Source organism: Pedobacter xixiisoli (genome assembly GCF_900215335.1).
Lineage (GTDB): Bacteria > Bacteroidota > Bacteroidia > Sphingobacteriales > Sphingobacteriaceae > Pedobacter > Pedobacter xixiisoli.
On record NZ_OCMT01000003.1, the window covers coordinates 192386 to 216367 of the forward strand.

Consider the following 23982-nt stretch of genomic DNA (forward strand, 5'->3'; position numbering starts at 1 on the left):
CCCATTTGCCCTGCACACGGAACCATTCGCTTTCTTTTTTTCTGTTTTTTCTTTTGGGAAAATTTCGCGGAAAAGGCAGGGGAAGGAAGGGCAACAGTGCATTAACAATCAAAATTTGAAGTCATGGGACACAATTTGAGCAAAAACAGCAAAACAGGTAATTACAGCTTTTTCAGCGTGAAGGAAAAGGCATGGCATGGTTTGGGGCAGGTCGTACAGCACTACCCCACCAGTGCCGAAGCGATCAGGTTAGCGGGGCTGGATTACGAGGTAGGGAAACTTCCGAACACGCACATTCTTCCGAGCGGCAACAGCATTCTATCGGACTCCAGTTTTTACACGTATCGTGCGGATACGGAGGAAATACTTGGGAGTAGTGTCGGCAGGGATTACCAGATCGTACAGAACTCCGAAGCGTTCGCATTCTTCGATGCCATCGTTGGGGGTGGTGAAGGGATCATGTACGAAACAGCAGGGGCGTTGGGCAACGGGGGACGTATCTTCATTACCGCTAAACTTCCTGACTATATCCGTGTCGGGAACGGGGATGATGTGACCGAAAAGTATATCTTCCTGACCACCTCGCATGACGGTTCGGGAAGCATTACGGCGGCATTTACACCCATCCGTATCGTATGCCAGAATACCCTCAACGCATCGTTGCGCAATATGTCGAATGTGGTACGCATCCGACATACCTCTGGAGCAAAGGACCGATTGAAGGAAGTGCACAAAGTGATGGGCATTGCCAACACTCTAAGCACACAGTTGGAAGGAATTTTCAACCAATGGGCAACCGTAAAGATTACAGATGAACAGGTGAAAAAGTTGATCCAGTTGGCAATGTGTCCCAACAAGGAAACCTTGAAGTTGATCCATAGCGGTAATGATGAGGATATGTCAGCGATATTCCGCAATACCGTGGAGGACGCATTTGCCTATGCAATGATGTCCGACACCCAACAGATGGAGACGACCAAGGGCACGGTGTTCGGTGCCTACAATGCCGTTACTGGTTACTTCCAGAATGTACGCAAGTTCAAGGATGATGAGGAAAAGGTGAAGAACATCATTTTGGGCGGTACGGCACAGACCAAGGCACAGAAGGCATTCGATCTATGCACGGACTTCGCCAAGGGCGGAGCGGATATTTTCAATTGGAGTTAATAAATCCTGGGCGGCTGTTCAGCAGTCGCCCTCATTACCATACAGTATGGAAGCAATAACTTATGTGGCAACGATCAAGCATGACGATGGAAAATTTAGGCTGACCGTGGTGTCCCTATCAGGTCGTAAGGGTGCCGTACGGCAGATAACAGCCTGTGAGGGATGTCCAGAAAGTGCCATCGTAAAACTAAGAGTAAGAAGCATTAGGAAAATCCTTTGACTATGGGAAAGCCATTCACCTCCGAACGATTGCAAAACATCCGCAGGATGCGCAGGGCAAGACGCTTGCACAAACAGCAACCGCTGTTTGCCTATGAAATGATGCGGACGGATTATCCTGGCTATCCCTATGAACTATTCCTTGATGATCTGCGGTACAGAAAGCCACGCAAAAAACGAACGCGAAAATCTGGATTGTGCAGATATGGCAGGTTCAACAGGATGCAAAGCCTGATCAGCCAGTACGGATGGACTGGAGATATTGAGCTTGCAAGACAGGCAAATAAGTTGCGGGAGAGAATGACAAAACCCTATCGGGTGCTTGCCAAGGTAGAGGATCATTACATCGAGCAGAATTTTTCTGCGTTGATCCCAATCGATAGTATCGAGGAACTGGTCAGGAAGTTGGCTGACTGCCAGAGCATGGATCAGGCGAATAAGATTCTGCTCGAATTCCAAGCAAGTAATAACATGTACTAAAACAAAAAATATCATGAAAACAATATATGAATTGAACAATGAACAAAGGGCACGTTTGCTCCTAGACCTTTTTCCAGAAATGAAACCGCTGATTATGGAAAAAATGGAACAAGTGGCAGCGTATTTCCTTAACAATGAAGAAGAAATGCTAGAAGGATGGAACAATCCCGTGATTATGTATCATGAATGGCGGTCGATCGTACGTGAGGTAGCCAAGGTGGTAGCCAAGAGTAAAAGGGGGATGTTACGGAACAATCGGCAGTTCTGCCTACTTGCTTTTCTTGGGTTTAGGGGGCTATATACCATACACTGCATCTTGGCGGTCGCCGCCCAAACAGAGAACCATAAAAAGTTCAGGGCTATTGCCCTTGCACTTTTTGAAGTTGAGGAGTGCTATGAAATAGTTGAAGTCAACAATACTGATAAAAATTTAAAGCCATGAACATAGGTATCATCAAATACAGAAAATACGAGGAACGTGTCCTGATGGATAGTAGTTTTTCTATTGACGGATTGTTCCGCATCATCCTGGAAGACGGCGATTTTGAATGGTTTCATGTCGTAGACAGAGAGGGAAAAGTGCTGATTTCAACCACATCTTTTGACCTTGATTCAGGAGCGATCCTCATCAGGATACCCAAGATCAGAAGGGACGAGGAAATTCTCGGAACGGATTATAATGCCTACCGTGATCCCCCTTACATCCATAAGACAAAGGTCACTTGGATTGTGGAGGGTTATGTATGCGGGCGGAAAAAAGACGCACACGGATATGCAGAATGGCACAAACGAAGATCAAGACAACTCATTGAAAAAACAATCAAATGAAAGGAAAAGAACTGATCGTTGTTGACCTCAACGGAGATGAAATCGAGATTGAAGATCTGGCAGGTGCCATTGAGCAAGCAGACTTTTGCAGGGCAGTAGCGCAGGAAGGACCACAGAATTTCGGAGCTGTGAGACTGAAATACTGGGAAGACCTTCACGGGAAATTACAAAAACTAAAATCAGTAGAAGATGGAAAATATTGAAAGAGAATTTACCGAATACCTGTATAACAGGTATGTCGATGCCGTTAGAAATGACAAGTATACAGCCGAACAGATTTACGATGATCTACTTAGAAGATGTGTCTACAATCTGCCGTCAAGAAAGTACAGCCGAATACGGAGATATGCTAGGGAATTAGTCAAAAAAATCACTCTGGCAAAAAAGAATGGAATCAGCGGTAAACTACTATTTGTCGGGGAAGAAGGCAAAAGGGAGTTTGAAGAGGTAATCGAGCAGTATCGGCAGAGCCTGATCGAGCAGGGACTGCCAGAAGAGACAATTGACAGATGGGTAATTGACAAAAAAAAATATTATGGCAACGACTAACTTTTTTACGGAACTGGCTGATATGGAATTTACGGGCGATCTGCACCTGACCATATCGCACGGCAATGATGGTAATATGATCGTGTCGGCATTACTTAGGAACAATGAATGCAGGGATGATGCGAAAAAGATGATCCCGCCGATGATCTTTAGGGGAACAGCAGAAAAATTGGACGAAGCGTTTCTGCACGACCTCAGAAACCCAGTGGAACAGGTATCGGAACTGCTATGCAAAATGGATGACTTCATGCAACAGGTGGAAAATGCGAAAAAACAGTCCGCTATGGGAAAGGATAAGGTTTCCGTCGAAAAAAAGGAGCAGGATAAAAAAGACAAGAAGTATACCGATGCCATGAAAAAGGCGGAAGAACTGGACAGCGAGGGCAAATGGAAGGATGCTTGGCTAGTTCTGAACAATCTGGAAAACGTAGACAAAGAACATATCGAAACCCTCCGCATACGAAAGTCTAAACTGCGTGAAAAATTCGCTCCCGATCTTTTTGCCCAAGGTGCTTTACCCGAAAAGGAAATGGATGAACAGACAGATGAAGCCGGTGCAGACTTTGATGAAATGGAGGAAGAACAATTTTAAAATCAGCGATTATGTTACTAGCGACAGCACTCGAAAGGGTATTTATCATCAACGACAAGGGGAACGAAATCCGCTTGACCGATCCAGATCCGACTTGGAGCGAACAGTCGGTGATCAACTATTACGCCAATGAATATCCGATCTTGGCGACGGCGAAGATTTCTGCGCCACAGTTTAATGCGGATAAGGTGGAATTCCGATTGGAGAGCGTAATGGGAACTAAGGGATAAACAAAAGTCAAATACGATGGAACATGGAAGGACAGATGCAAAGGGGTACGATTGCTATGCCCCAGAAAGAAGACCAGATCAAACTGCACCAACAGCTTTGCAAGTTCGCAGTCTGGATGGAAAGGACAAAAGACGCAGGAGAAATCCGAAAGGACAGACAAAAGTCCGTGCCAATTTCAATGCTACCGATGGTTTCCTGAGAAGTAGGTTTGCACCAAAGCTGATCGAGACGGAATATATCACAGGTTGCAGGATGTTGTTGAATGCCAAAGGGGACTTTTCAAGTTCCCTAGCACAATTGCAGAGGGATTATGGCATCAAAGCCAGTAGCCCACGATCCCTTGAATTCCCCTACGAAATTGCCTATCAGCTTGCCGATGTCAGGGGGCAATTGGGCGAAAGTCCCTTGCCCGATTTCAGGGATATTCGCTTGGTAGAACACCAGGAAAGCATCTTTTTTGCGCACAAGGATACGTACTGTGTTGGAATGGTACTGTACTATATTCCCATTCAGCCACTATATGAAATGATGCACAGTGATTGTCGGAAGAAATCATGCGAACTGATGCTGTCCGTTTACGCCTATCTGTACAGGATCGTTGGCATACCTTCTTATACGGACAACGGTAGCTATCTGTATAGTACATACGAATGGATTGGCGAACGTGATTTCTCGGAGGACATCGAAGGCAGTGATCCCGATTACATGTATGAAGCGCAAGTGGATCAGGTCATGGAAATGGGCAGTATCTTACAGTTGGAACTGCAAGACCCGAATCACCTTGCCCAGTTCGAAACTAGGTTAAGGAAATTCTCCCCTGCCGATGATCTTGATCGGCAGTATCTGGAGATTGCCGAAAAATTCTGGAGACTCTACCGTGATCATCCCACCGCTTCCATTTTTAGGAATATTACCGATGATACGGATACAGACGACGATGGGCAAGACAGTATTGTCCGTCTGGAACAGTACCTATCTTTCTGCGCATCTACTGAGGGTGATCTGTTCGACCAGTTGTTCAACGATGTCAATATGGAGCTACAGGAACTTGCACGCATGCAGGAGCCGACCGTGTTTGTACCTATTGATGGAAGGAAGATAGAGGGCAACGAACTGGATTTTGAAAGAACATTGTTCGATCTGATAGAAGAACTGGTATGTATTATTGAACCAAAAAATTGATGGATATGAAAGATTTAACGGATGATCTTACGGCATTCTACCAGCCGAAGATGGCACTTCTGTTCTATAAGGGAAAGGGAAGGCATGCAGAAATGTTCGTGGAAAGTTACGACATCGATGCCAAAGGCAGTCCGATCAACGCCCATCCCTTAAGCGTAAGGGAAGCACAGAAGTTGGTAAAAGCCTTGCAGGTCGGATCGCAAGCGGATCGGATGCTAAAAACTAGCGGAATATTGGGAACGCATATACTTTATACTGATCCCTCCAAGAACAAAGTGATCTGGTTTACCAGATCGACCAGACGGAAGATGTATTTCAGTGATCTGCTCGGCATTCCAAACGGAATGGCATCCGTGCCACCGATGTTGTGGTGTGCCGACAGGGAAAGTCTCAGCGTTTATGCCTTGGGAAACGACCGCAGACCGAACGAAAGGACAAAACTTTATCATGCACCGTTCTTCAACATTTACCAGAGCGGTAACGTATGTATGGGAACGGTGGATGTCGAAATCGGAACGAGTCTGACCATTGAACAGTTCACACTGGCTTGGGAGGAATACTTTTTCAACTCCTATTTCAACCATCTTTTGGAGGGACACAATCCAGTTGAGGGCAACTGTGTGATGTTATGGGAAGACCTTGTCGATGGACAGGGAACATTCCCGATGGATCAGCTCAAGAGGACAGGAACGACAATAAAAGATTTGATACAATGAGTACACAAAAAACAAAAGTCCATTTTATGGATATGGAATTGATCAATGCAACCAACCCGATATTGATTAACCTCATCGGTGCGGGCGGTACGGGATCAAAGGTACTGACGGGATTGGCGGAAATGGATCACTGTATGAAGGCTCTTGGGCATCCCGGATTGCAGGTACGACTTTGGGACGATGATGTCGTTGCTGAGTCAAATCTTGGACGGCAGAGATTTGCAGTTAGCCAGGTGGGGCTTCCCAAATCGGTGGTACTGATCAATAATATCAACCGATGGACGGGATCGGCATGGAAAGCCGAGACCAGAAAATTTGACAACGGTCTAGGAAATATAAGTGGGGGCATCTTTATTTCCTGCGTGGATAATGTGGAAGCACGGTTCCAGATCGCCGATGTACTAAAGGGGATGGTCAGGAATAATAAAACCCGCAACCAGCCACGGTATTGGATGGATTTTGGAAACAGTAGATTTACAGGGCAGGTAATCCTTTCCACCGTTGGCGAAATAGAACAGCCCCAATCCGATCTATATCTGACAACGGAAAACCTCCCATTTGTGACCGAGGAGTTTGGCGAACTGTTACGGAAGTCCGAAGAAACGGATAATACACCCAGTTGCTCCCTATCCGAAGCCTTACAGCAACAGGACCTGTATATCAATTCGACACTGGCACAGATGGGATGCTCACTGCTATGGAACTTGTTCAGGAATGGCTTTACCGAGAACCGTGGTTTTTTTCTCAATCTAAAAGAGTTCAGCGCAAAGGCGTTAAAGGTCTAAGGGGAGCGAGCTCCCGGCGGCAAAAAAGGTAGTTCCCCTGACGGGCGAACCGCCTTTTTTGCGTTTAAGCGGTTGCAACCATCGCAACATGTACCTGTCTCCGACACTTCCAGTTGCAAAGGTTGCGGTTGGTTCGCGGCTGTCGCAAAAGACCGCTTCGGAGATACAAAAGTCCTGAGATCTAAGAATACAAGGGGTAACAATTTTAGGCTCCGGTTGATTTATCCCAGATAATCAATAGATGGTTCCACTTAATTTTTAGATCATGAAAACAATTAGAATTTTGGTTAGCACGCTCTTAGTAGTAACAGTTCAGGCTATGGATGCCAGATCACAGATTTCTTTCGGGGCATATTATGGCGCAAGCAACCCACTCGGAGATTACAAGAATGAAACGATAAGTAATGCCAGGAATGGTTATGCCTACGGCTTTTCGGCTTCATACACCTTTATGGAAAGTAATCTGGGCATTGGTCTGGATGTTCGATACACCAGACATGTACATCAAGCTCCAGACAGTTTGTTCTCTCGACAAGCAACTGCTTTGACAATAACTGAGGTCAACATTGCAAATTCTTACAGTTCACCTTTACGTTTTGGGTATCTTGGCATACTAATGGGGCCAACTTATCGTGTTGGGGAAGGTAGGTTGGGAATTGAACTTTATGCAAAGGGCGGAATAACATTTGAGGAATTTCCGAGCTACGTCGCTAGTGAAACGACAAAAGTTTCATACCCAACTCTTCCGGGCGCTGCACCGCAAACTGCCAAACGTGATTTACTTGGTACCACTTCCGATAGAGCAAAATCTTGGGCTGCGATTTTTGGAGCAAGGGTTGACCTAGAAATAATGCCGAATGTAGGGCTGTTTCTATATGGTGATTACCAGACACCTTTTGGCGATGGAGGTTCCTTTACCGTCGAAAATCTCCAGAACAACGAACCTCCAAAGAAGGTGCGGATAAAGATGGCTAGTTTCGGTGGAGGTATTCGTATTTCACTTGGATCGGGAAGAGAATATGGCACGATCAGGGATAATTATTGATCGATTGGAAGGCGTGGGAATTACTGCGCCTTCTTTTCAAAATGCATTCAGTACACTCAGTACCTCTGCCCGATCTGTCACATCCGAAATAGGAGTTGCCACCAGAAATTCCGACGGGTACTGGATCAGCGATTTGCTACGTTCCGAATAAGGAAGGTCCAGATCAGTCCATAGACCGATCGTCTCCGATGTCAGAAATGCGGGCATCCTGCCGTTCTTTTCGCCCTCTACATTATGGATTTCCTTCATCAGTTCATTGCCTTCCATGGTAATCATGCTACAGCTGTGCAGTAACATACCATCAACGGGATTTCGCCAAACATCCCAAAACCCGGCCATCACCGTTAAAGGTTCGATGGTGCGGATCACATGGGGAATCTTTTTTGTTTTTGGATTCTTTGGATCTACTTGTTGCCACTCGTAAAAACCTTTGGTAAAGATAGCGCAGGGTTGGGTATCCTTGAGCTTGTACCACATCGTTTCGGGATCGGTGACCTTTTCCAATCTCGCATTTGCGGTTTTTAATCCAATGTTTTCCGTCTTTGCCCATTTAGGGATAAGCGGCCAGGAGAATTGCTCAAAGCCGTTGCCGAAACGGAAGATCGGCAAGTGCACTTTGGCACCAGCTGGAGGGACATTGATCACTATATCTATCTCCGGCCCCGAAAGGCCATAGCTTTTTCTTATTTCCTCGGACGAGGGTGTAATCACTCTACCACACATAATCAACCTTTATTATGAAAGGTAATAAAATTTCAGATGCAATCCAGGTTAACGGAACTTGCACATGATGTTTTCAAGTTGCTGGATTTCTTCTTGGGAAACGTCCCGCAGATCGGCAGAAATCAAAAGGTCTACACTGATGTGGTAGTAAGCAGCAATCTGCATCAAAATTTCCAATGGTGGTTCAGCTCCGCCTTCTTCGTATTTGGCATAACGAGGCCTGTTCAGATTGAATTTCTCACCAAATTCTTTCTGTGACAGGCTTTTAGCCTTTCTTAAATAGCGAAGATTATCAGCAAGAAATTTCAAAATGCTAAAATTATTAGCAACAAAAATACAGCTTGTGATTAATTTTCAAACTAATTTTGTTGAAAAAGTAATCAACAATAAAATTGAAGATGATGGGAAGAGCAGTGGCGCACTTAGATTTGGATACCTTTTTCGTGTCCTGCGAACGGTTGAACAACCCTAAATTCAATGAAGTACCCCTGATCGTGGGTGGCGGGCATCGGGGTGTTGTCGCATCCTGTTCTTACGAAGCTAGAAAGTTTGGTGTTCGCTCCGCTATGCCGATGAAGTTGGCACTACAGAAATGTTCACATGCGATTGTTGTAAAGGGGGACATGGAATTTTATTCCAAAAAATCGCATGAGGTTACACAGATCCTCGCAGAAATGGTTCCAATTTTGGAGAAGGCAAGTATCGACGAATTTTATATGGACTTGACAGGGATGGACCGTTTTTTCGGTACCTACAAATGGACCAACGAATTGGCAGCAAAAGTGATCAGGGAAACGGGACTGCCTTTGAGTTTTGCGCTTTCGGTCAACAAAACCGTCTCAAAGATTGCTACGGGAGTAGGTAAACCATACGGAAACCTGGAAGTGGCTGAAAATAATGTGCGTCAGTTTTTGAACCCACTTTTAGTTGGGAAAATTCCGGGGATCGGACATACAACTTCAAACCTATTGTCCAGGATCGGGGTACGAACTATTAAGACATTGGCGGAAATGCCTATCGAGTTGTTGCAGCAATTTATAGGCAAAAATGGTATTGATCTTTCCAATAAAGCAAATGGTATTGATCTGTCTCCCGTACAACCATACAGGGATAGGAAGTCACTTTCGAAAGAACATACTTTTCACCAGGACACGATCGATATTCCACGTTTAAAGGCGCTAATGGTGGGAATGGTAGAGCAGCTTTGCTATGATCTCAGAAGGGAAAAATGGCTTACATCGGTCGTGACAATCAAAGTTCGCTATGCGAATTTCGATACGCACACCAGACAGAAGCATGTGGCCTATACCTCGTCCGACCATTCGCTCACTACCACGGTGCATTCTCTTTTTGATCAGCTTTATGATCGCAGGATGAGGTTACGATTGATCGGAGTACAATTTGGCGGATTGGTCCACGGTGTCTATCAACCAGATCTTTTCAAAGATGAACATAAAGAACTGGCGATTTATCAGGCTATGGACAAGATTAGGGATAGATTTGGTAAAGATGCAGTTGCGCGATGTGCCGGAGCAAGTTTCATGAACAAAAAACTCTAGTATGTATCTCAACTGTCATTCATATCATAGCTTGAGATACGGAACCATACCCACAGCTGAGCTTGTCAGCATGGCAAAAGAAAATGGTGTATCAGCACTTGCATTGACGGATATCAACGCTATTGCGGGCGTATACGATTTTACCAAGCTTTGTAGGAACGCTGGGATAAAACCGATCATCGGCGTTGAGTTCCGTGAAGATGGAAAATTAAAATTTATTGGACTTGCCAAATCCCAGGAAGGCGTTGGAGAAATGAACAGATTTCTAACGGAGCATAATTTCAATGGGCAACCAATACCCGACAGGGCACCAGAATTCAGGGAGGTAGTCGTCATCTACCCGTTACAGGTCATTGAACATTTACTTGACAATGAATTTATAGGCATCCGGGCCACACAGCTTAATTTGCTTTATCGAAAGGAACTGCGTGAGTTGATGCCGAAAATGGTCATTTTGCATCCGGTTACTTTCCGCACGAAGCGCGAGTATAACCTACACCGTATTCTGCGGGCAATCGACAGAAATGTTATTCTTTCAAAGCAAAGCGAAGAGGACATTTGCAGTAAGGATGATTGCATGATCGGACAGGATGAATTGTTAAAGCATTTTCAGCATTATCCGGAAATAATCGCAAATACTTCTCATGTGCTGGAACAGTGCAATTTTGATTTCCAGTTCCATGTGCCACGTAACAAGCGTACTTTCACTGGAACCAAAGAAGGTGATATAAATATGCTGACCGAACTTGCTTACGATGGATTAAGTATACGTTACCCCCATCATCCACAGGAAGCACTAAATCGGATCAAAACCGAACTAAAGGTAATTGAAGAATTGGAGTTTGCAGGTTACTTTCTCATTACCTGGGACATCATACGTTATAGTAATTCCCAGGGCTTCATGCACGTGGGACGCGGAAGCGGTGCCAACAGTATTATCAGTTATTGCCTGGGGATTACTGACGTTTGTCCGATTGATCTAAACCTGTACTTTGAGCGGTTCCTAAACTCGCACAGAAAAAGTCCACCGGATTTTGATATCGATTGGTCTTGGAAGGAACGTGACACTATCCTAACATATATTTTCGAGAGGTACGGTAGCGAACATGTCGCATTTTGTGGCACCAATGTAGAATTCAAGTACCGATCGATCATCCGGGAAGTAGGTAAAGTCTTTGGACTTCCGAAAGGGGAACTTGATGAACTGTCGAAGGGAAAAGTTCCACAAGCTAACTCCGGGGAGATTGTGAGTTTGGTGTACAAATATGGAATGCTTCTGGAAAAGTTTCCGAACCAGCGCAGCATGCACTCGTGCGGAATTTTGATCTCCGAGGAGCCGATAACGAATTATTCCATTTTGGAAATGCCACCGAAAGGCTTTCCTATTGTCCAATTTGATATGCACGTAGCTGAAGACATAGGGTTTGACAAGTTTGACATTTTAAGTCAGCGCGGGCTTGGAACCATTGAGGAAGCGGTACAGATTATCGAGCGGAACCATGGGGTAAAAGTGGACATCCGGAATACCGATCTCACAACCGATAATCCCGAGTGCAACGAGCAGCTTGCCATAGGTAAGACGATTGGTTGCTTTTACATTGAAAGTCCTGCGATGCGGGGAATTTTACGAAGGCTGAAATGCAAAGATTACCGCACGCTTGTAGCGGCTTCCTCAATTATCCGCCCGGGGGTTGCCGAATCGGGAATGATGCGCGAGTATATATTCCGGCACAATTTTCCAGACCAGTTCGAATACCTTCACGAGGTACTCAGGGAACATTTATCCGAGACGTATGGGATTATGGTCTATCAGGAAGACGTGATCAAGATTGCAATCCATTACGGTGGGTTATCGGCAGCAGATGGTGACATTCTGCGCCGGGCTATGAGTGGCAAGGGACGTTCGCCGGAAGCGATGCAGAGAGTGAAGGATAATTTTTTTGCTTCATGCTTGGCCATGGGACATCCTAAAAAACTGAGTGAAGAAATATACCGCCAGATACAAAGTTTCGCTGGTTATTCATTTTGTAAAGCACATTCTGCATCCTATGCCGTTGAGAGTTATCAGAGCCTTTATTTGAAAATGAACTATCCCATTGATTTCATGGTGGCGGCTGTTAACAATGGTGGTGGCTTCTACCGACCAGAAGTCTATGTCCACGAAGCTAGAATGGCAGGCGGTATAATCCATAATCCATGCGTCAATAAAAGTGATGTACTGGCTACTATCTACGGAAAGAACATTTATCTCGGATTTGCCCATTTGAAAAGTCTTCCAGCAGGAATTGCTCAAAATATTGTCGTTGAAAGACAGCGTAACGGTAATTATAAATCTTTGGAAGACTTCATCGACCGTGTTCCGATCGGTATCGAAACAATACAGACCTTGATTTTTATCGGTGCTTTCCGCTTCACTGGCAAAAGTAAGAACGAACTACTGATCAAAGCCAGGTTGATCCTGGTCAATTATAAGCCTCAGAATTGGGCACCAAAGCTTTTCCAGGAACCGGTAAAGGATTTCGTGCTGCCCAAACTCGAACGCTCCGTTTATGAAGATGCATTCGATGAAATTGAACTGCTTTCCTTTCCGGTAACACATACTCCGTTTGATCTATTGAGAACAAAGCAACGGGGGGATGTAATGGCAGCAGATCTATTGCAGCACTATAAAGAGGAAGTGAGGATGATCGCTTATCTGATCTCACGTAAACACGTCCCGACAAAACGGGGCGATATGTTCTTTGGTACTTGGATCGATGCTAACGGCGACTATTTTGACACCGCACATTTTGCAGATAGCTTGGCAAAGTACCCGTTCCAGGGAGGTGGATGTTATCTCATGAAAGGGATCGTAGAAGTGGATCATCATTTTCCCACAGTAACCATATCCCGTATGGAGAAATTGCCCTTCATTGATGATCCACGTTACGCAGTTTCAGATGAGAGGCGACATGAAACACAAAGGAACCTTAACGAAGATGTGAGTATGACCAATCGTGAACCTTATCCACAGGAACATGAAATTGGATTACCTCGTTACATAAATGTAGCTTAATCCAAACCATATTGCTGACGTAAGGAAAATGGTTCTACGAATTGTGAAATAAGCTGAAAACAAAGGATCGAATCCCGCACCTTTTCTCTCTGTTCACGCTTAATTTACAAGTATTTAGACCATAAAAAATTAGCTTTTTTGCCTGATTTTCCGTATCTTTGTATGAGTAAAATACCGGGATTGGGTCATGATTATTTTTAGTGTTTTACATTTTAAATATGTTTGATTTTGATATATCCCACAACATTTATCAATCAAAATTTTGTGCAGATGGAAAGGAAGAAAGTAGGCATTTGGATACGTGTATCGACGGAATTTCAGGTTAAAGATGAAAGTCCTGAACACCACGAACAACGTGCGCAGTATTATATTAAATCAAAAGATTGGGAGGCTGTAGAAGTCTATCGCTTGGATGCCATATCAGGCAAGACCGTAATGGATCATCCCGAAACGCAAAGGATGCTAAGAGATGTTCGAACTGGAAGAATCTCAGGTCTGGTCTTCTCTAAGTTGGCTCGCCTAGCGCGCAATACCAAAGAGCTTTTAGAACTTGCGGATATTTTTAAAACTCAAAAGGCGGATCTGATCTCTTTAGCAGAACAGATTGATACAAGTACACCCGCAGGCACACTGTTTTTCACGATAATTTCAGCAATGGCTCAGTGGGAACGTGAAGAAATTTCTGCCAGAGTTTCAGCATCTGTTCCAATTCGTGCGGAAATGGGTAAATGTACTGGGGGAGCTGGTGCCTTTGGATATAAGTGGGATAACAAACAATTCGTCCTTGATGAAAATGAAGCGCCAGTAAGGAAACTTATGTACGAAATCTTTTTAGAGTGCCGGAGAAAAAGAACAACTGCAAACAGATTGAACGAACTTGGACATCGTACACGCAAAGGAGCAAAATTCACCGACACGACAGTTGATAGGCTTCTACGTGATACAACTGCAAAAGGGATAAGATTAGCCAATTATACAAAAAGCACTGGTGAAAATAAAAGTTGGGAATTAAAACCGGAGGATCAATGGGTAGAAGTTCCTTGCCCTGCAATCGTCGATGAAGAAGTATGGGAAAGCTGTAATGCAATACTAGAGAAACAGAGAAATAGCAGAAATAAAAACGGAAGGTTTTCATACAGTCTTTTGGGTGGCATAGTAAAATGTTCATGTGGAAAACCTATGTATGTTCATGGTTCCAGATCAAGAAAATACAAGTGTTCTTCATGTAAAAATGACATCAACCAGGAAGCCCTTTATGGTTTTTTCCAGGAAAACCTAAATCAATATATTGAAGGCATTAAACCTGAAATTTTCATCGCGGAACTTAGTACTGAAATCCATAACAAGGCGGACTTACTAAACACAACAATGAAAAATCGTGATGCACTGCTCAAACGAATGGATGAACTAGTAGATTTAAAATTGAACGACGGGATGAGCAGTGAACATTATAAAGCACGGTATTATCCTTTGGACGAACAAGTAAAACAGCTCAACAGAAGTATCCCCGAGCTACAGGCTGAAATAGACTATATGAGGATACAAATGAACTCTAGTGACTACGTGCTAAATGGGGTAAAATCGCTTTATACAGATTGGAGTGAGCTTGAATTTTCCCAAAAAAGAGGCATTACAGAAACAATTACGCAACACATAATTGTTGGTAAAGACACTATTGATATAGCACTTGCATACCTTCCCACTACTTTGAAAACAAGTCAACACAACCTCATGGATTTGTTGACGCAAGAAACCCAAAAAAAGATGAGTTTTAACATTGTCGTAAGGCTTAACCGTGAGCCAGTTGTTCTTAAGTCGTTGATCATCAATGCAATCCCAAGGCTTGAAAATGGGAGTAACAGTATATGTAATGATTATGCTTCAGAAAAGTTGTGTGGAGTGTGAAACACAAGGAGGATCAAGCATTGATAACGTTACAAATGCTAGCCTAATCGAGAAACTAGATGCAAGTCTGTGGGCTGCAAAGAAATCCTAGTTGAGAAAAAGATAAAAAGTTTATTAGGGGTTTTTAAGGTAACGGCCTTTGATGATGTCTTCTATTATACCCCGTTTTATTCTAGCTTCTTCTTCTGTAATTTCACTGTATACAACTATAACCTTGTAAATTTTTTCAGGTTTCGCCGGTCTTGCTTTTCTTTTTTTTGTTGCGATTTCGAGATTTTGCTTTGGAGCTTTGTTATCCTCAAGATTGCTATTGTCGAGAGTTTCCATAATTTGCAAGATTTGATAACTAATTTAATGAATTATTTAGTTGGATGCAAGAGTAGCTAACTTCCACTATGAAATAACAAAGAAATCAATCTAACTTCTAATTATTCTTCATCTTCGATCTCGCTATTTCCGATGTAATAAGAGTCAATGATTTTAGCTTCGCTCTTAAAATCATTGGCTCGAAGCATGGATAAAAGCTCATGTCGTTCATAGGCAATCTCAGTCTTAAGGGGTTTATGCACCCCTTTATTCAGCTTTGCAATGTAGGCTCTTCCATCGTCCCAAAATGAAGCGCTTGTGATGTACAATCCTCTCAATTTTTTGCCTTGACTGATTTTATCTTTATAGAACTGTTCTACGAAGGGAAGTTTGTGTTCATAGAACCACTTGAGGCTGCCTTTCTTATCCTTATCACCTAAAGACACGAATACATTTGAATTATAGCCTCTTAACTCAACAACCACGATTTCATCAGGCTGGCTAGCGTCAAAAATATAGTCATATTGGTAAGTTTCCTTTTTCGATTCGCTTTCAATACTCCATAGCTTGCCGCGCTCTATCGATGCATTTGGAAACATCTGTTTGAGAACTGGGTACATCAGTGTTTCAAAGAGTACTCCCTTGAGATCACGTAATGCCTCTTCCTGTCCTGATTGGCGAATAATCCGCAAAATCTTTCGCACGGACTTTTCTACGTCTTCATTCTCAAGTAAGAGCTCATTGATTTCATCAAGCTTGGAAAGAATATCATATATGCGGGTGCCAAATATCGAGGCTATATCGAATGACAGGAAACCAAGAGCTCTGGTCTTATTTAACACCTCCTGTGAACAGGTCTTGTAAATAATAATAGGCATAATTTTTCGACCAGTTAATTTGACCGAATTTATGTTGATTTGTACACGGTTGTAAAAGCCATCAAGCTCAAGTTGACTATATTCATCAGACAACACGACATCTAATACGACCAAGGTTTGTGTCTCCGAAGTCAAAGCCTTTACTGCACGAACGGCATTGATACCGGTAGTTTTACTATAGCTGTATGCATCCCATAAAAGGTTGTTGTGTTTGGCACCATAGGATGGTGTCTTTTTATTTCGGTAAATGGGCGAAATAGTTGAAATAAGGTTTGAATGTGACAACCACCTCAGTACATCAGGTATGAGGCTACTATCGACCACCATCTTATTGTAATAAGAAGTCATTAAAGGTTTTGCCAATTTTCTTCTATCTTCTTCCTCTAATTCATCTTTAACTAGGATATAATTAATGCCATTTTCATCCCTTTCCTCATATACCAAATTTAGTTTTACGAGCACTTTCACTATATCAGAAAGTGTCGAAACTTTGGTCGAGCTCTCCTCATCTGGAGAGGCGGTAATTTTCATTGCATCGTAAAATGAGACAATTCCACCGTGCTTAATCATATGTGTTAAAAGACGATAGATCGGTGGACGCTCGCTATAGCATATTCGGCGTACCTGGTTAATGTCTATATCCTTATCGGGAAGTAGATAGATAAATTGTCCATGTCCGAAAGTATAAGGCTTTGAAGACTTAATGGCGTAGGTACTCGCTGCGCGGCTAATGATTTGACGTGCATTGTCTTCACTGATATTAAATTTATCTACAAGCGCCTTTTTTAGTTCTCCACCTGATTGATAAAGTTTTTCTTGAAGAAGCTCATACATGAAATCAGTATAGATTTCCTGGACGCTTACAGATCTTGTTTTTGTCACACTGCCCTTATTAATTATATTTCTTCCCTTAATTCCGACAATATCGTTTTTTTGATTTAAAATTCAAAACAACATAACAATCTTTAAATCAGATAAATAAAAAATATTCAATTCATAGGTTTAGCAATGTATTCAAAAAATCAAGTCACAAGAAACCTTAATTTAACTCAAAGCCCTATTACTAATTGCAGGAGGAAAAATAAAATTGACTACACAAGAGCAATGATTGCATCATAAGTATTACAGAGGCCAACAGCTGTTCTACCGTTAAAGTTACGAGTTATGAATACCTTAAAATTACGATTGAAATAATTCCAAAAGAACCAATGTTCACTGGTATCGGTAAGAGTTGATCTGTCCTGAATTTCTCTTAACAGTTCAATAAAAGCTTCTTCGTAAAGTGTCGTAGTAAATCGTCCATCTAGATATTTTATTAAAATGCCTTTTAATCTCTTCATAAAATAACGGATTTCACGTTTACGAAATACTAGTGATAGCTTATCCCTGTTAAGCCTAATCTTGCTAATGGTTGTTTCAGCCTTTTGTTGATTCAATAATACGGCATGTGGATTGGGTGCCATCTGCCCATGATTGCTTATTTTAAAATAATGGAAAGGATCAAATCCCGGAAATTCAGGATTCAGGAGTAAGGGCACCTCTAGTTGGGATAGCGTGTGAGAATCGAGCCTGTTGTGGCTCAAGTCTATTACCCCTGCTGATATAACAGGGAGAGTTTGATAGCTATTGTTCACTACTGGAAAATGGTTCCCTTTAGACCTTGTCTTGTTACAGTCGTGACAGGCTGGCAATAAATTGCTCCATTCATAACATAACCAGTAGTAACCGTCATGTCCCGGCTGACCGGTAACACCTTTTTTTGGACGGTAGTGTTCAACTTCCGGCTCATCATCATAACAATCACAATAAGCGCATTTATTCCTATACAGACGTTTTAAGGCATTAACAACTGTTACATTTCCATAAGTTGCTTGTAATATCCGCTTTCTATGAAGGGGGTTTGTTCTATCGATTACCTCATCGAGATTGTTGGGGCTTAGTGAGGCGGGCGGATTGTTAAAATTCTTGTTAACGCTACGCATTGTTGAAATATTTTTTGTTGAACAATTCTTCTTTTTGCTCTATCTCTTCCAGCTTCTTGTCAAGTAGATTAAAAAAATCCGTATCACCCATGTCGTCGTCAACATTGATGTCCTCTGGGTTAGTGTTTTGTATAGAGCCAAGGGAATCCATACCGAAGATGGCGGAGGTTAAAATCGTATTGGGCAAAAGATTTTTCACATCGATATAATTTAGCGACTTCACTTTTACTCCAGTCTCGGGGTCTCTTGCTAGGTGATAAATCGCGGAGTTCTCGGGAACGCCTAATAGAGGTATCGGACTATGCGTGCTGACTATAAATTGAACTGCTGGAAATTTATTCGCTAGTAACGCTGGCAGTTTCTTTTGCCATTTGGGATGGAGGTGCAAATCTATTTCGTCGATAATAACGAAACCCTCCAGCTCTGAGGGATCAATTTTTTCGGGTTGCTGTTCAAATAAGCGAACCATCATGTCTCCAAGCATTGCTACTAGTGATCTGATGCCAGAGGAAAGCTGTTCAAATCTTAACGGAAGTTCCTTCCTAACCCCATAAAGATCTTCTTCGAAATAGAATACATCTTTATATGGAGAGCCCTCGAAGGGAATATTTCTGATATCATAAATACCTGGAATGAGTTCAACTAAAAGCTGCTTGATATTATCATAACGTAGCTCAATATCGCTCATCATAAGTTTAGATTTGTGGTTGTTAACCCTACTTTGTTCATTTTGAATCCATCTGTTGAAATCAATGAGCAAGCCATCGGGATAAAAAATACTCCAAAGAGCGTGCGTTCTGTCCCGGCCGAGCTCATTTTCCTTTTTTCTTATATCTGATTTATGAACCATGAGTCTTGAAGGACCATAAGCGGCGAATGGAACCCTTGCCAATTTTCTGTCCTTCGGCTCAAATTGATTTATCTTAATGCTCTTGCGTGTACCTGCAAGTCTAGCAATGGCATCAATTAGCCATGGACTATTACTTGGTGACAAATAATCATTCTCAAAATGGCGGTTGCCTAGAAGTATCGACATGGATTTGAGCAAAGAAGACTTCCCACAGCCATTATCACCAACCAAAAATATAAATTGTGTATTAGCGGGAATATTGCCAAAGGAGGCATCATTAATTGGTGTGTAGTGTTGAATACGAAAAGAGTCTAAGCTATAGTTTAATATACGTACACCTTGCTTTTCTCTATATTTTAGAATATTGTTATGCCATTTTTCAAATTGACCTTTGCTGATGAAATCAATTCTATTCGTGTTGTCCTCAAATGAAAAACTCTTTATCTGTTCTTTAAGTATACTATCTATCAGTAGCTTATCATTTTCGATAAACCATTGCAAAGATTCCAAGTAGCCATCATGGGAATAGGCCTTTGTCCACTGGTCAGTTCCATCTGAGGTAGCCCCAAGTTGAGAGACTAGATAGCGCTGAAAGAATAAAGACTTTGCACTGCTATCCTTACTTGTAAAGGTGAGATAGGTTCTTCCATCACCGTAAATGCTGAAAATAATATTTGGTGTCTTATTTTTCCAATCTGTACCTAGCCAGAATGAGAGTACAATGTATTTTTGTGTGCCATGAAACCAGAGCCGTTCATCAAGACGCTTGTTAAGATTAGACCTGCGAAGGGTATATAGAAATGGATGTGCAGCATTCTCGGCCTGGTTACCACGGATACTTTCCAAGAATTGATATATTTCCTCACTGATTTCTGAGACAGTCATAAACATTAAATTTTTAATAAAGCAAAGCTTCAGCACCAAAAGTATCTGGAAAATTCAATGATATCCAGATGGTAATATTTGGAATGAGAGCTCGTGATGTAAAAATAATAATTTTTTATTCTTTAGTAATATCAACCAATTTAGAGAAATAGATACGGGATACCGTATTCAGGTATCAATTTCTTATTTAAATTTTGCTTAATTTTATTTAATTAACCTCTTATATAACTTATGCATGTTCTTAACAAATCTTAAATTATGGAACTTTAGGATCTTTGGTGCCGATGGAACCTTTGACCACTCTAAGCCTAATCTTTCCCTTGATTTCAAGGATGGTATCAATGTACTGATTGGCGAAAATGACTCCGGGAAAACGGCTATTATCGATGCTATTAAAATGGTACTAAAAACACATAGTGCCGAGTGGATAAAAATCGAAGACGAAGATTTTTTTAAGGATGCCCATCGCCTAAGGATAGAATGCCGCTTTAAAGGGATGAGTGATGAGGAAGCCAAACACTTCGCAGAGTGGCTAGATTGGGTTATCGAAGACTCAGGCGGGAAGCCATATCTTACAGTCTATTACGATATTTCTCGAAGGGATGGCAAAATAATACCCTCTGATATTAAGGCAGGCATCGATGACACCGGGCATATACTCACAGCCGAGGCAAAGGAAATGCTAAGAACCACATACCTCAGGCCCCTTCGAGATGCTAAAAGTGAGCTATCCCCGAAACGAAATTCCCGCCTTTCACAGATACTTTATTCCCATGCAGCCTTCAGCGATAAAAAAACACACCGATTAATCGGGCTTGCGCAGACGCTAAATAAAGAGGTGACCGAATATTTCAAGGGTAAGGATGCTGCTGGCAGCGACCTTCCTGCTAGCGACCTTCTGGGGAAAGAAGTTAAAAAGGTAATGGACACCTATCTTAACCAGTTCTCTAAAAAGAGTACTGCTTTTAGGATGACTTCTTCAGATCTAAAAAGCATTCTAGAGTCCTTATGCCTGCTTTTTGAAGATGGCTATAACCTGGGACTGGGCAGTCATAACCTGTTATGTATAGCATCAGAGCTACTGCACCTGAAAAAAGGGAACTGGGATGGACTGCGCCTGGGACTTGTAGAGGAAATAGAGGCTCATCTCCATCCACAGGTTCAGCTTCAGGTGGTAGAAACCTTGAAATCCCATTCTAATGATATGCAGCTCATCTTTACCACACATAGTCCAAATATAGGATCAAAGATACCGCTAGAGAACCTGATCATGTGCCATAAAGGGACGGCGTATCCTTTGGGGCATGATTTTACAAAACTGGATAAGGATGATTATAAATTCCTTGAGATATTTCTTGATACCACTAAAGCAAACCTATTCTTCTCAAAGGGCATAATCCTTGTAGAAGGTTGGGCAGAGGAAATCCTGGTGCCCGTTATTGCCTCGGCAATAGGAATAGACCTTACAGAATGCGGAGTTTCCATCATCAATGTGGGCAGTACGGCCTATCTGCGGTTTGCAAAGATATTCCAGAGAAAAGCCGTGCCATTGATCGAGATACCAGTATCCATCATTACTGATGTAGATATCAGGACTTATGAGAAAAATCTGATTATTGATGGCGCAGGAAAGCCTGTTCTAGATGATAAGGGCAAATCTACCTATGATTATCAAAAAAGGGATGCTGCTACGGTAACAGCTGAAACAACTGCAAAGAAAACGGCAATAGATAAATCAGAGGAAAACGTAAAATATTTTATCGCAGACGATTGGACCTTAGAGTACAGCCTGTTTAAGTCCGCATGTATGAGTGCGCTTTTCAAACAAACAGCAGAGGAGGTACATAGCAAAACAGATTGGGCAACAGATTTTGAGAAGAAACTCGCAGAAAAGCTTATTGTAAAGAGTCTCGATAAAACCGAGATAGCCTATCTTTTGGCGAAAACTTTACTTAATCTACTGGAAATAGATCCTGGGAGAACGTCATCGCCCTTAAAAGATATAAATGAAGCAGATGGCAAAAATGATGCAATAGATTATATAATTAAAGCTATCAAACATGCCTCAGGAAATTGAGATCACAGATGATCAGGTGAAGTTGGCAGAAAAGTATCTGCTTCCACAGGGAAAAAGCTTTGATGATGAACGGGTAGCATTTATGAAGGATTTATCTACCCATGACCTACATGCTGTACCCGGTAGCGGAAAGACCACAGCATTGCTGGCAAAGCTTATCGCTCTTGAACAGCACCTTCCATTCGCAGATAGGTCTGGAGTATTGGTTATTTCACATACCAATGCCGCAGTCGATGAGATAAGGCGCAATATTGGACATGTCTGCCCGAGGCTATTCGCCTATCCAAACTTTATTGGTACAATACAGGGATTTGTTGATGCATTTTTGGCAGTGCCCTATTATAAATCAGTATATCACAGAAGACCTGTTCGTATAGATGATGAGATTTACGATGAAAACCACTTTCCTGATTATAAGCTTTCAGCATATCTCAATAATAGAGGTGATGGCAAAAAATTATTATATAAATATAGATTGGGAAAGGATGGCAAGTTGACCTTGCAGCTGGAAAACAAACCATTTGTTTTCCCTGAAACATCAGGGACTTATCAAAAAATATTGTCAATTAAACAAGAACTCCGAGAAAGTGGCTTTTTATGCTTTGATGATGCATATATCCTTGCCCAGGAATACCTCGAGAAATTCCCAGGGATTATCAATATCTTAAGAAAACGCTTCAGTTATGTTTTCGTCGATGAGATGCAGGATATGGATAGGCATCAGTATGATCTGCTTGAAACCTTATTCGGGGACGCCGCAGAAGTCGCTTATCAGCGTATTGGCGATAAGAACCAGGCCATCTTCAATGCTGAGTCGGAGATGCTCGATATCTGGAAAGAACGGAATGTAAAGGAGCTGAATGGAAGCCATAGGCTACATTCAGCCACAGCCTGCATTGTAGAATCCCTTGCATTGAGCCCCATAGCTGTGGTTGGAAATAAGACCAATACTGATGGCTCAGCAATTGACATAAGACCGGTAATGTTGGTATATGAAAATGATACAGTTAGCGAGGTAATATCCTGTTTTGCAGATGAGATCAAAAGGCTTGTAGACGAGGGAAAAATAAATCTGGCTAGTGATAACGTGCATAAGGCAGTTGCCTGGACGGCAGCGAAACCAGGAGATAGTGCGAACATGATAAAACTTAATCATTACCATGGTAGTTTTTCCAAGGATCATGCAAAGCTTAAGATCAATTACCCATGTTTGGAAGCCTACCTACATTATCATCAGCAGGATGCTAGCAAGCTAGCCTCGATTCGAAAGAGCGCGCTCAATGGGATATTAAGAATTTTAAGGTTGGAAGAAGTTGTAAATCCAGGGACAGGCCGCTCATTTACAAAAAGAAGTCTGGTCGATTGGATTAAAGAGCAACATTCGGGATTTTACCGAGATTTCAAGCTCCAGCTTTATCAGATAACAGCACTGAACATAGAACAGAAAAAAAGCGAAGCATTAAAGTCCTTGATTAAGCTAGCAACCGAGGTGCTATCCAAGCTCGGCAAGACAATCAAGAAATCAAAAACCTTTATTGATGAAAAACATGTGCCAGTTGTTACTACATCAGAAGAAGACCCAGAGCAAAAAAGCAATTGCTTTGTCAAAAACGGAATCCAAATCGATGTGGCAACGGTACACGCTGTAAAGGGACAGACACATACCAGCACCCTTTATATGGAGAGTTTTTATCAAATCAACGTAGGTGGCAAAGGACAGTACGAGTCTTCCAGAGTTGCAGATCAGTTGCAGGGAACCCCGCTGGCTGCAGGTGCACATGAATTTATCAGGCAGTCATTAAAAATGACTTATGTTGGGTTTTCAAGAGCTACGCATCTGCTGGGTTTCGCCATACATAAGTCGCATTTCGACGCGCTGTATAACGGAAAACCAAATATGGATCGTTGGAAGGTAATCATTGTGCCCAAACCTAAGAAACCAGCTTTGGCAGCTGCCAAATAGTTTAT

The 23982-nt window shown here is 42.3% G+C and carries 23 protein-coding genes; 17 read left to right on the forward strand and 6 right to left on the reverse strand.

Going from position 1 to position 23982, the window contains the following annotated elements; genetic code table 11:
• Positions 1-123 precede the first annotated feature (123 nt).
• The 12 genes from CRO54_RS13025 to CRO54_RS13080 all read left to right on the forward strand — a co-directional run bounded on the left by CRO54_RS13025 (position 124) and on the right by CRO54_RS13080 (position 7794).
• Positions 124-1167 carry a DUF932 domain-containing protein gene (locus tag CRO54_RS13025; RefSeq protein ID WP_097132517.1) on the forward strand — a complete coding sequence of 348 codons (1044 nt, stop codon included), beginning with the start codon at positions 124-126 and terminating at the stop codon, positions 1165-1167.
• A gap of 222 nt (positions 1168-1389) precedes the next feature.
• On the forward strand, positions 1390-1866 hold the full coding sequence (locus CRO54_RS13030) for a hypothetical protein (RefSeq protein WP_097132518.1): 477 nt from the start codon (positions 1390-1392) through the stop codon (positions 1864-1866).
• A 13-nt stretch (positions 1867-1879) separates the two neighbouring features.
• Positions 1880-2308 carry a hypothetical protein gene (locus CRO54_RS13035; protein ID WP_097132519.1) on the forward strand — a complete coding sequence of 143 codons (429 nt, stop codon included), beginning with the start codon at positions 1880-1882 and terminating at the stop codon, positions 2306-2308.
• A complete protein-coding gene (locus CRO54_RS13040) occupies positions 2305-2694 on the forward strand; it encodes a hypothetical protein (protein ID WP_097132520.1) in 390 nt (129 codons plus the stop codon). Before CRO54_RS13035 ends, CRO54_RS13040 begins: the two co-directional genes overlap by 4 nt.
• Complete coding sequence (locus CRO54_RS13045; RefSeq protein WP_097132521.1) at positions 2691-2897, forward strand: 3-isopropylmalate dehydratase; 207 nt, start codon at positions 2691-2693, stop codon at positions 2895-2897. Before CRO54_RS13040 ends, CRO54_RS13045 begins: the two co-directional genes overlap by 4 nt.
• Positions 2884-3243: a hypothetical protein gene (locus tag CRO54_RS13050; protein ID WP_097132522.1), complete on the forward strand. Its 360-nt coding sequence runs from the start codon at positions 2884-2886 to the stop codon at positions 3241-3243. Before CRO54_RS13045 ends, CRO54_RS13050 begins: the two co-directional genes overlap by 14 nt.
• On the forward strand, positions 3230-3835 hold the full coding sequence (locus CRO54_RS13055; RefSeq protein ID WP_097132523.1) for a PRTRC system protein E: 606 nt from the start codon (positions 3230-3232) through the stop codon (positions 3833-3835). The genes CRO54_RS13050 and CRO54_RS13055 overlap by 14 nt, the downstream gene beginning before the upstream one ends.
• An 11-nt stretch (positions 3836-3846) precedes the next feature.
• Complete coding sequence (locus CRO54_RS13060) at positions 3847-4065, forward strand: PRTRC system protein C (RefSeq protein ID WP_097132524.1); 219 nt, start codon at positions 3847-3849, stop codon at positions 4063-4065.
• Between the two features lie 16 nt (positions 4066-4081).
• Positions 4082-5248, forward strand: coding sequence for a hypothetical protein (locus tag CRO54_RS13065; RefSeq protein WP_097132525.1), 1167 nt, complete (start codon positions 4082-4084; stop codon positions 5246-5248).
• Positions 5249-5253: 5 nt separating this feature from the next.
• A complete protein-coding gene (locus CRO54_RS13070) occupies positions 5254-5964 on the forward strand; it encodes a PRTRC system protein B (RefSeq protein WP_097133091.1) in 711 nt (236 codons plus the stop codon).
• A complete protein-coding gene (locus CRO54_RS13075; RefSeq protein ID WP_097132526.1) occupies positions 5961-6749 on the forward strand; it encodes a PRTRC system ThiF family protein in 789 nt (262 codons plus the stop codon). Before CRO54_RS13070 ends, CRO54_RS13075 begins: the two co-directional genes overlap by 4 nt.
• Before the next feature lie 265 nt (positions 6750-7014).
• On the forward strand, positions 7015-7794 hold the full coding sequence (locus CRO54_RS13080) for an outer membrane beta-barrel protein (protein ID WP_097132527.1): 780 nt from the start codon (positions 7015-7017) through the stop codon (positions 7792-7794).
• Between the two features lie 36 nt (positions 7795-7830).
• On the opposite strand, the gene CRO54_RS13085 is transcribed toward CRO54_RS13080, so the two are convergent.
• Positions 7831-8517, reverse strand: a complete 687-nt coding sequence (locus CRO54_RS13085) for an SOS response-associated peptidase family protein (RefSeq protein ID WP_097132528.1) — start codon at positions 8515-8517, stop codon at positions 7831-7833.
• A 48-nt stretch (positions 8518-8565) separates the two neighbouring features.
• The gene (locus CRO54_RS13090; protein ID WP_171047907.1) at positions 8566-8826 is read right to left on the reverse strand and encodes a helix-turn-helix domain-containing protein; all 261 of its coding nucleotides are present in this window, start codon (positions 8824-8826) and stop codon (positions 8566-8568) included.
• 92 nt (positions 8827-8918) lie between these two features.
• Here CRO54_RS13090 and dinB point away from each other — a divergent pair, with 92 nt between their 5' ends.
• The 3 genes from dinB to CRO54_RS13105 all read left to right on the forward strand — a co-directional run bounded on the left by dinB (position 8919) and on the right by CRO54_RS13105 (position 15036).
• Entirely contained in the window at positions 8919-10076 is a 1158-nt protein-coding gene (gene dinB / locus CRO54_RS13095) for a DNA polymerase IV (RefSeq protein WP_171047932.1), read from the forward strand.
• A 1-nt stretch (position 10077) separates the two neighbouring features.
• Entirely contained in the window at positions 10078-13131 is a 3054-nt protein-coding gene (locus CRO54_RS13100) for a DNA polymerase III subunit alpha (RefSeq protein ID WP_097132531.1), read from the forward strand.
• Positions 13132-13401: 270 nt separating this feature from the next.
• Positions 13402-15036, forward strand: coding sequence for a recombinase family protein (locus CRO54_RS13105; RefSeq protein ID WP_097132532.1), 1635 nt, complete (start codon positions 13402-13404; stop codon positions 15034-15036).
• Positions 15037-15150: 114 nt separating this feature from the next.
• On the opposite strand, the gene CRO54_RS13110 is transcribed toward CRO54_RS13105, so the two are convergent.
• From CRO54_RS13110 to CRO54_RS13125, 4 genes are all read right to left on the reverse strand, one after another.
• Complete coding sequence (locus CRO54_RS13110; RefSeq protein ID WP_097132533.1) at positions 15151-15363, reverse strand: hypothetical protein; 213 nt, start codon at positions 15361-15363, stop codon at positions 15151-15153.
• Between the two features lie 101 nt (positions 15364-15464).
• Complete coding sequence (locus CRO54_RS13115) at positions 15465-17102, reverse strand: hypothetical protein (RefSeq protein WP_138765827.1); 1638 nt, start codon at positions 17100-17102, stop codon at positions 15465-15467.
• 209 nt (positions 17103-17311) lie between these two features.
• Positions 17312-18202 (reverse strand): HNH endonuclease family protein, encoded by an 891-nt coding sequence (locus tag CRO54_RS13120; RefSeq protein WP_097132535.1) that lies wholly within the window; start codon positions 18200-18202, stop codon positions 17312-17314.
• Entirely contained in the window at positions 18195-19937 is a 1743-nt protein-coding gene (locus CRO54_RS13125) for an AAA family ATPase (protein WP_171047908.1), read from the reverse strand. Before CRO54_RS13125 ends, CRO54_RS13120 begins: the two co-directional genes overlap by 8 nt.
• Before the next feature lie 235 nt (positions 19938-20172).
• Between CRO54_RS13125 and CRO54_RS13130 the strand changes: the two genes are divergently transcribed.
• The gene (locus tag CRO54_RS13130) at positions 20173-22014 is read left to right on the forward strand and encodes an ATP-dependent nuclease (RefSeq protein ID WP_097132537.1); all 1842 of its coding nucleotides are present in this window, start codon (positions 20173-20175) and stop codon (positions 22012-22014) included.
• Positions 21998-23977, forward strand: coding sequence for a UvrD-helicase domain-containing protein (locus CRO54_RS13135; protein WP_097132538.1), 1980 nt, complete (start codon positions 21998-22000; stop codon positions 23975-23977). The genes CRO54_RS13130 and CRO54_RS13135 overlap by 17 nt, the downstream gene beginning before the upstream one ends.
• The last annotated feature ends 5 nt before the right edge of the window (positions 23978-23982 follow it).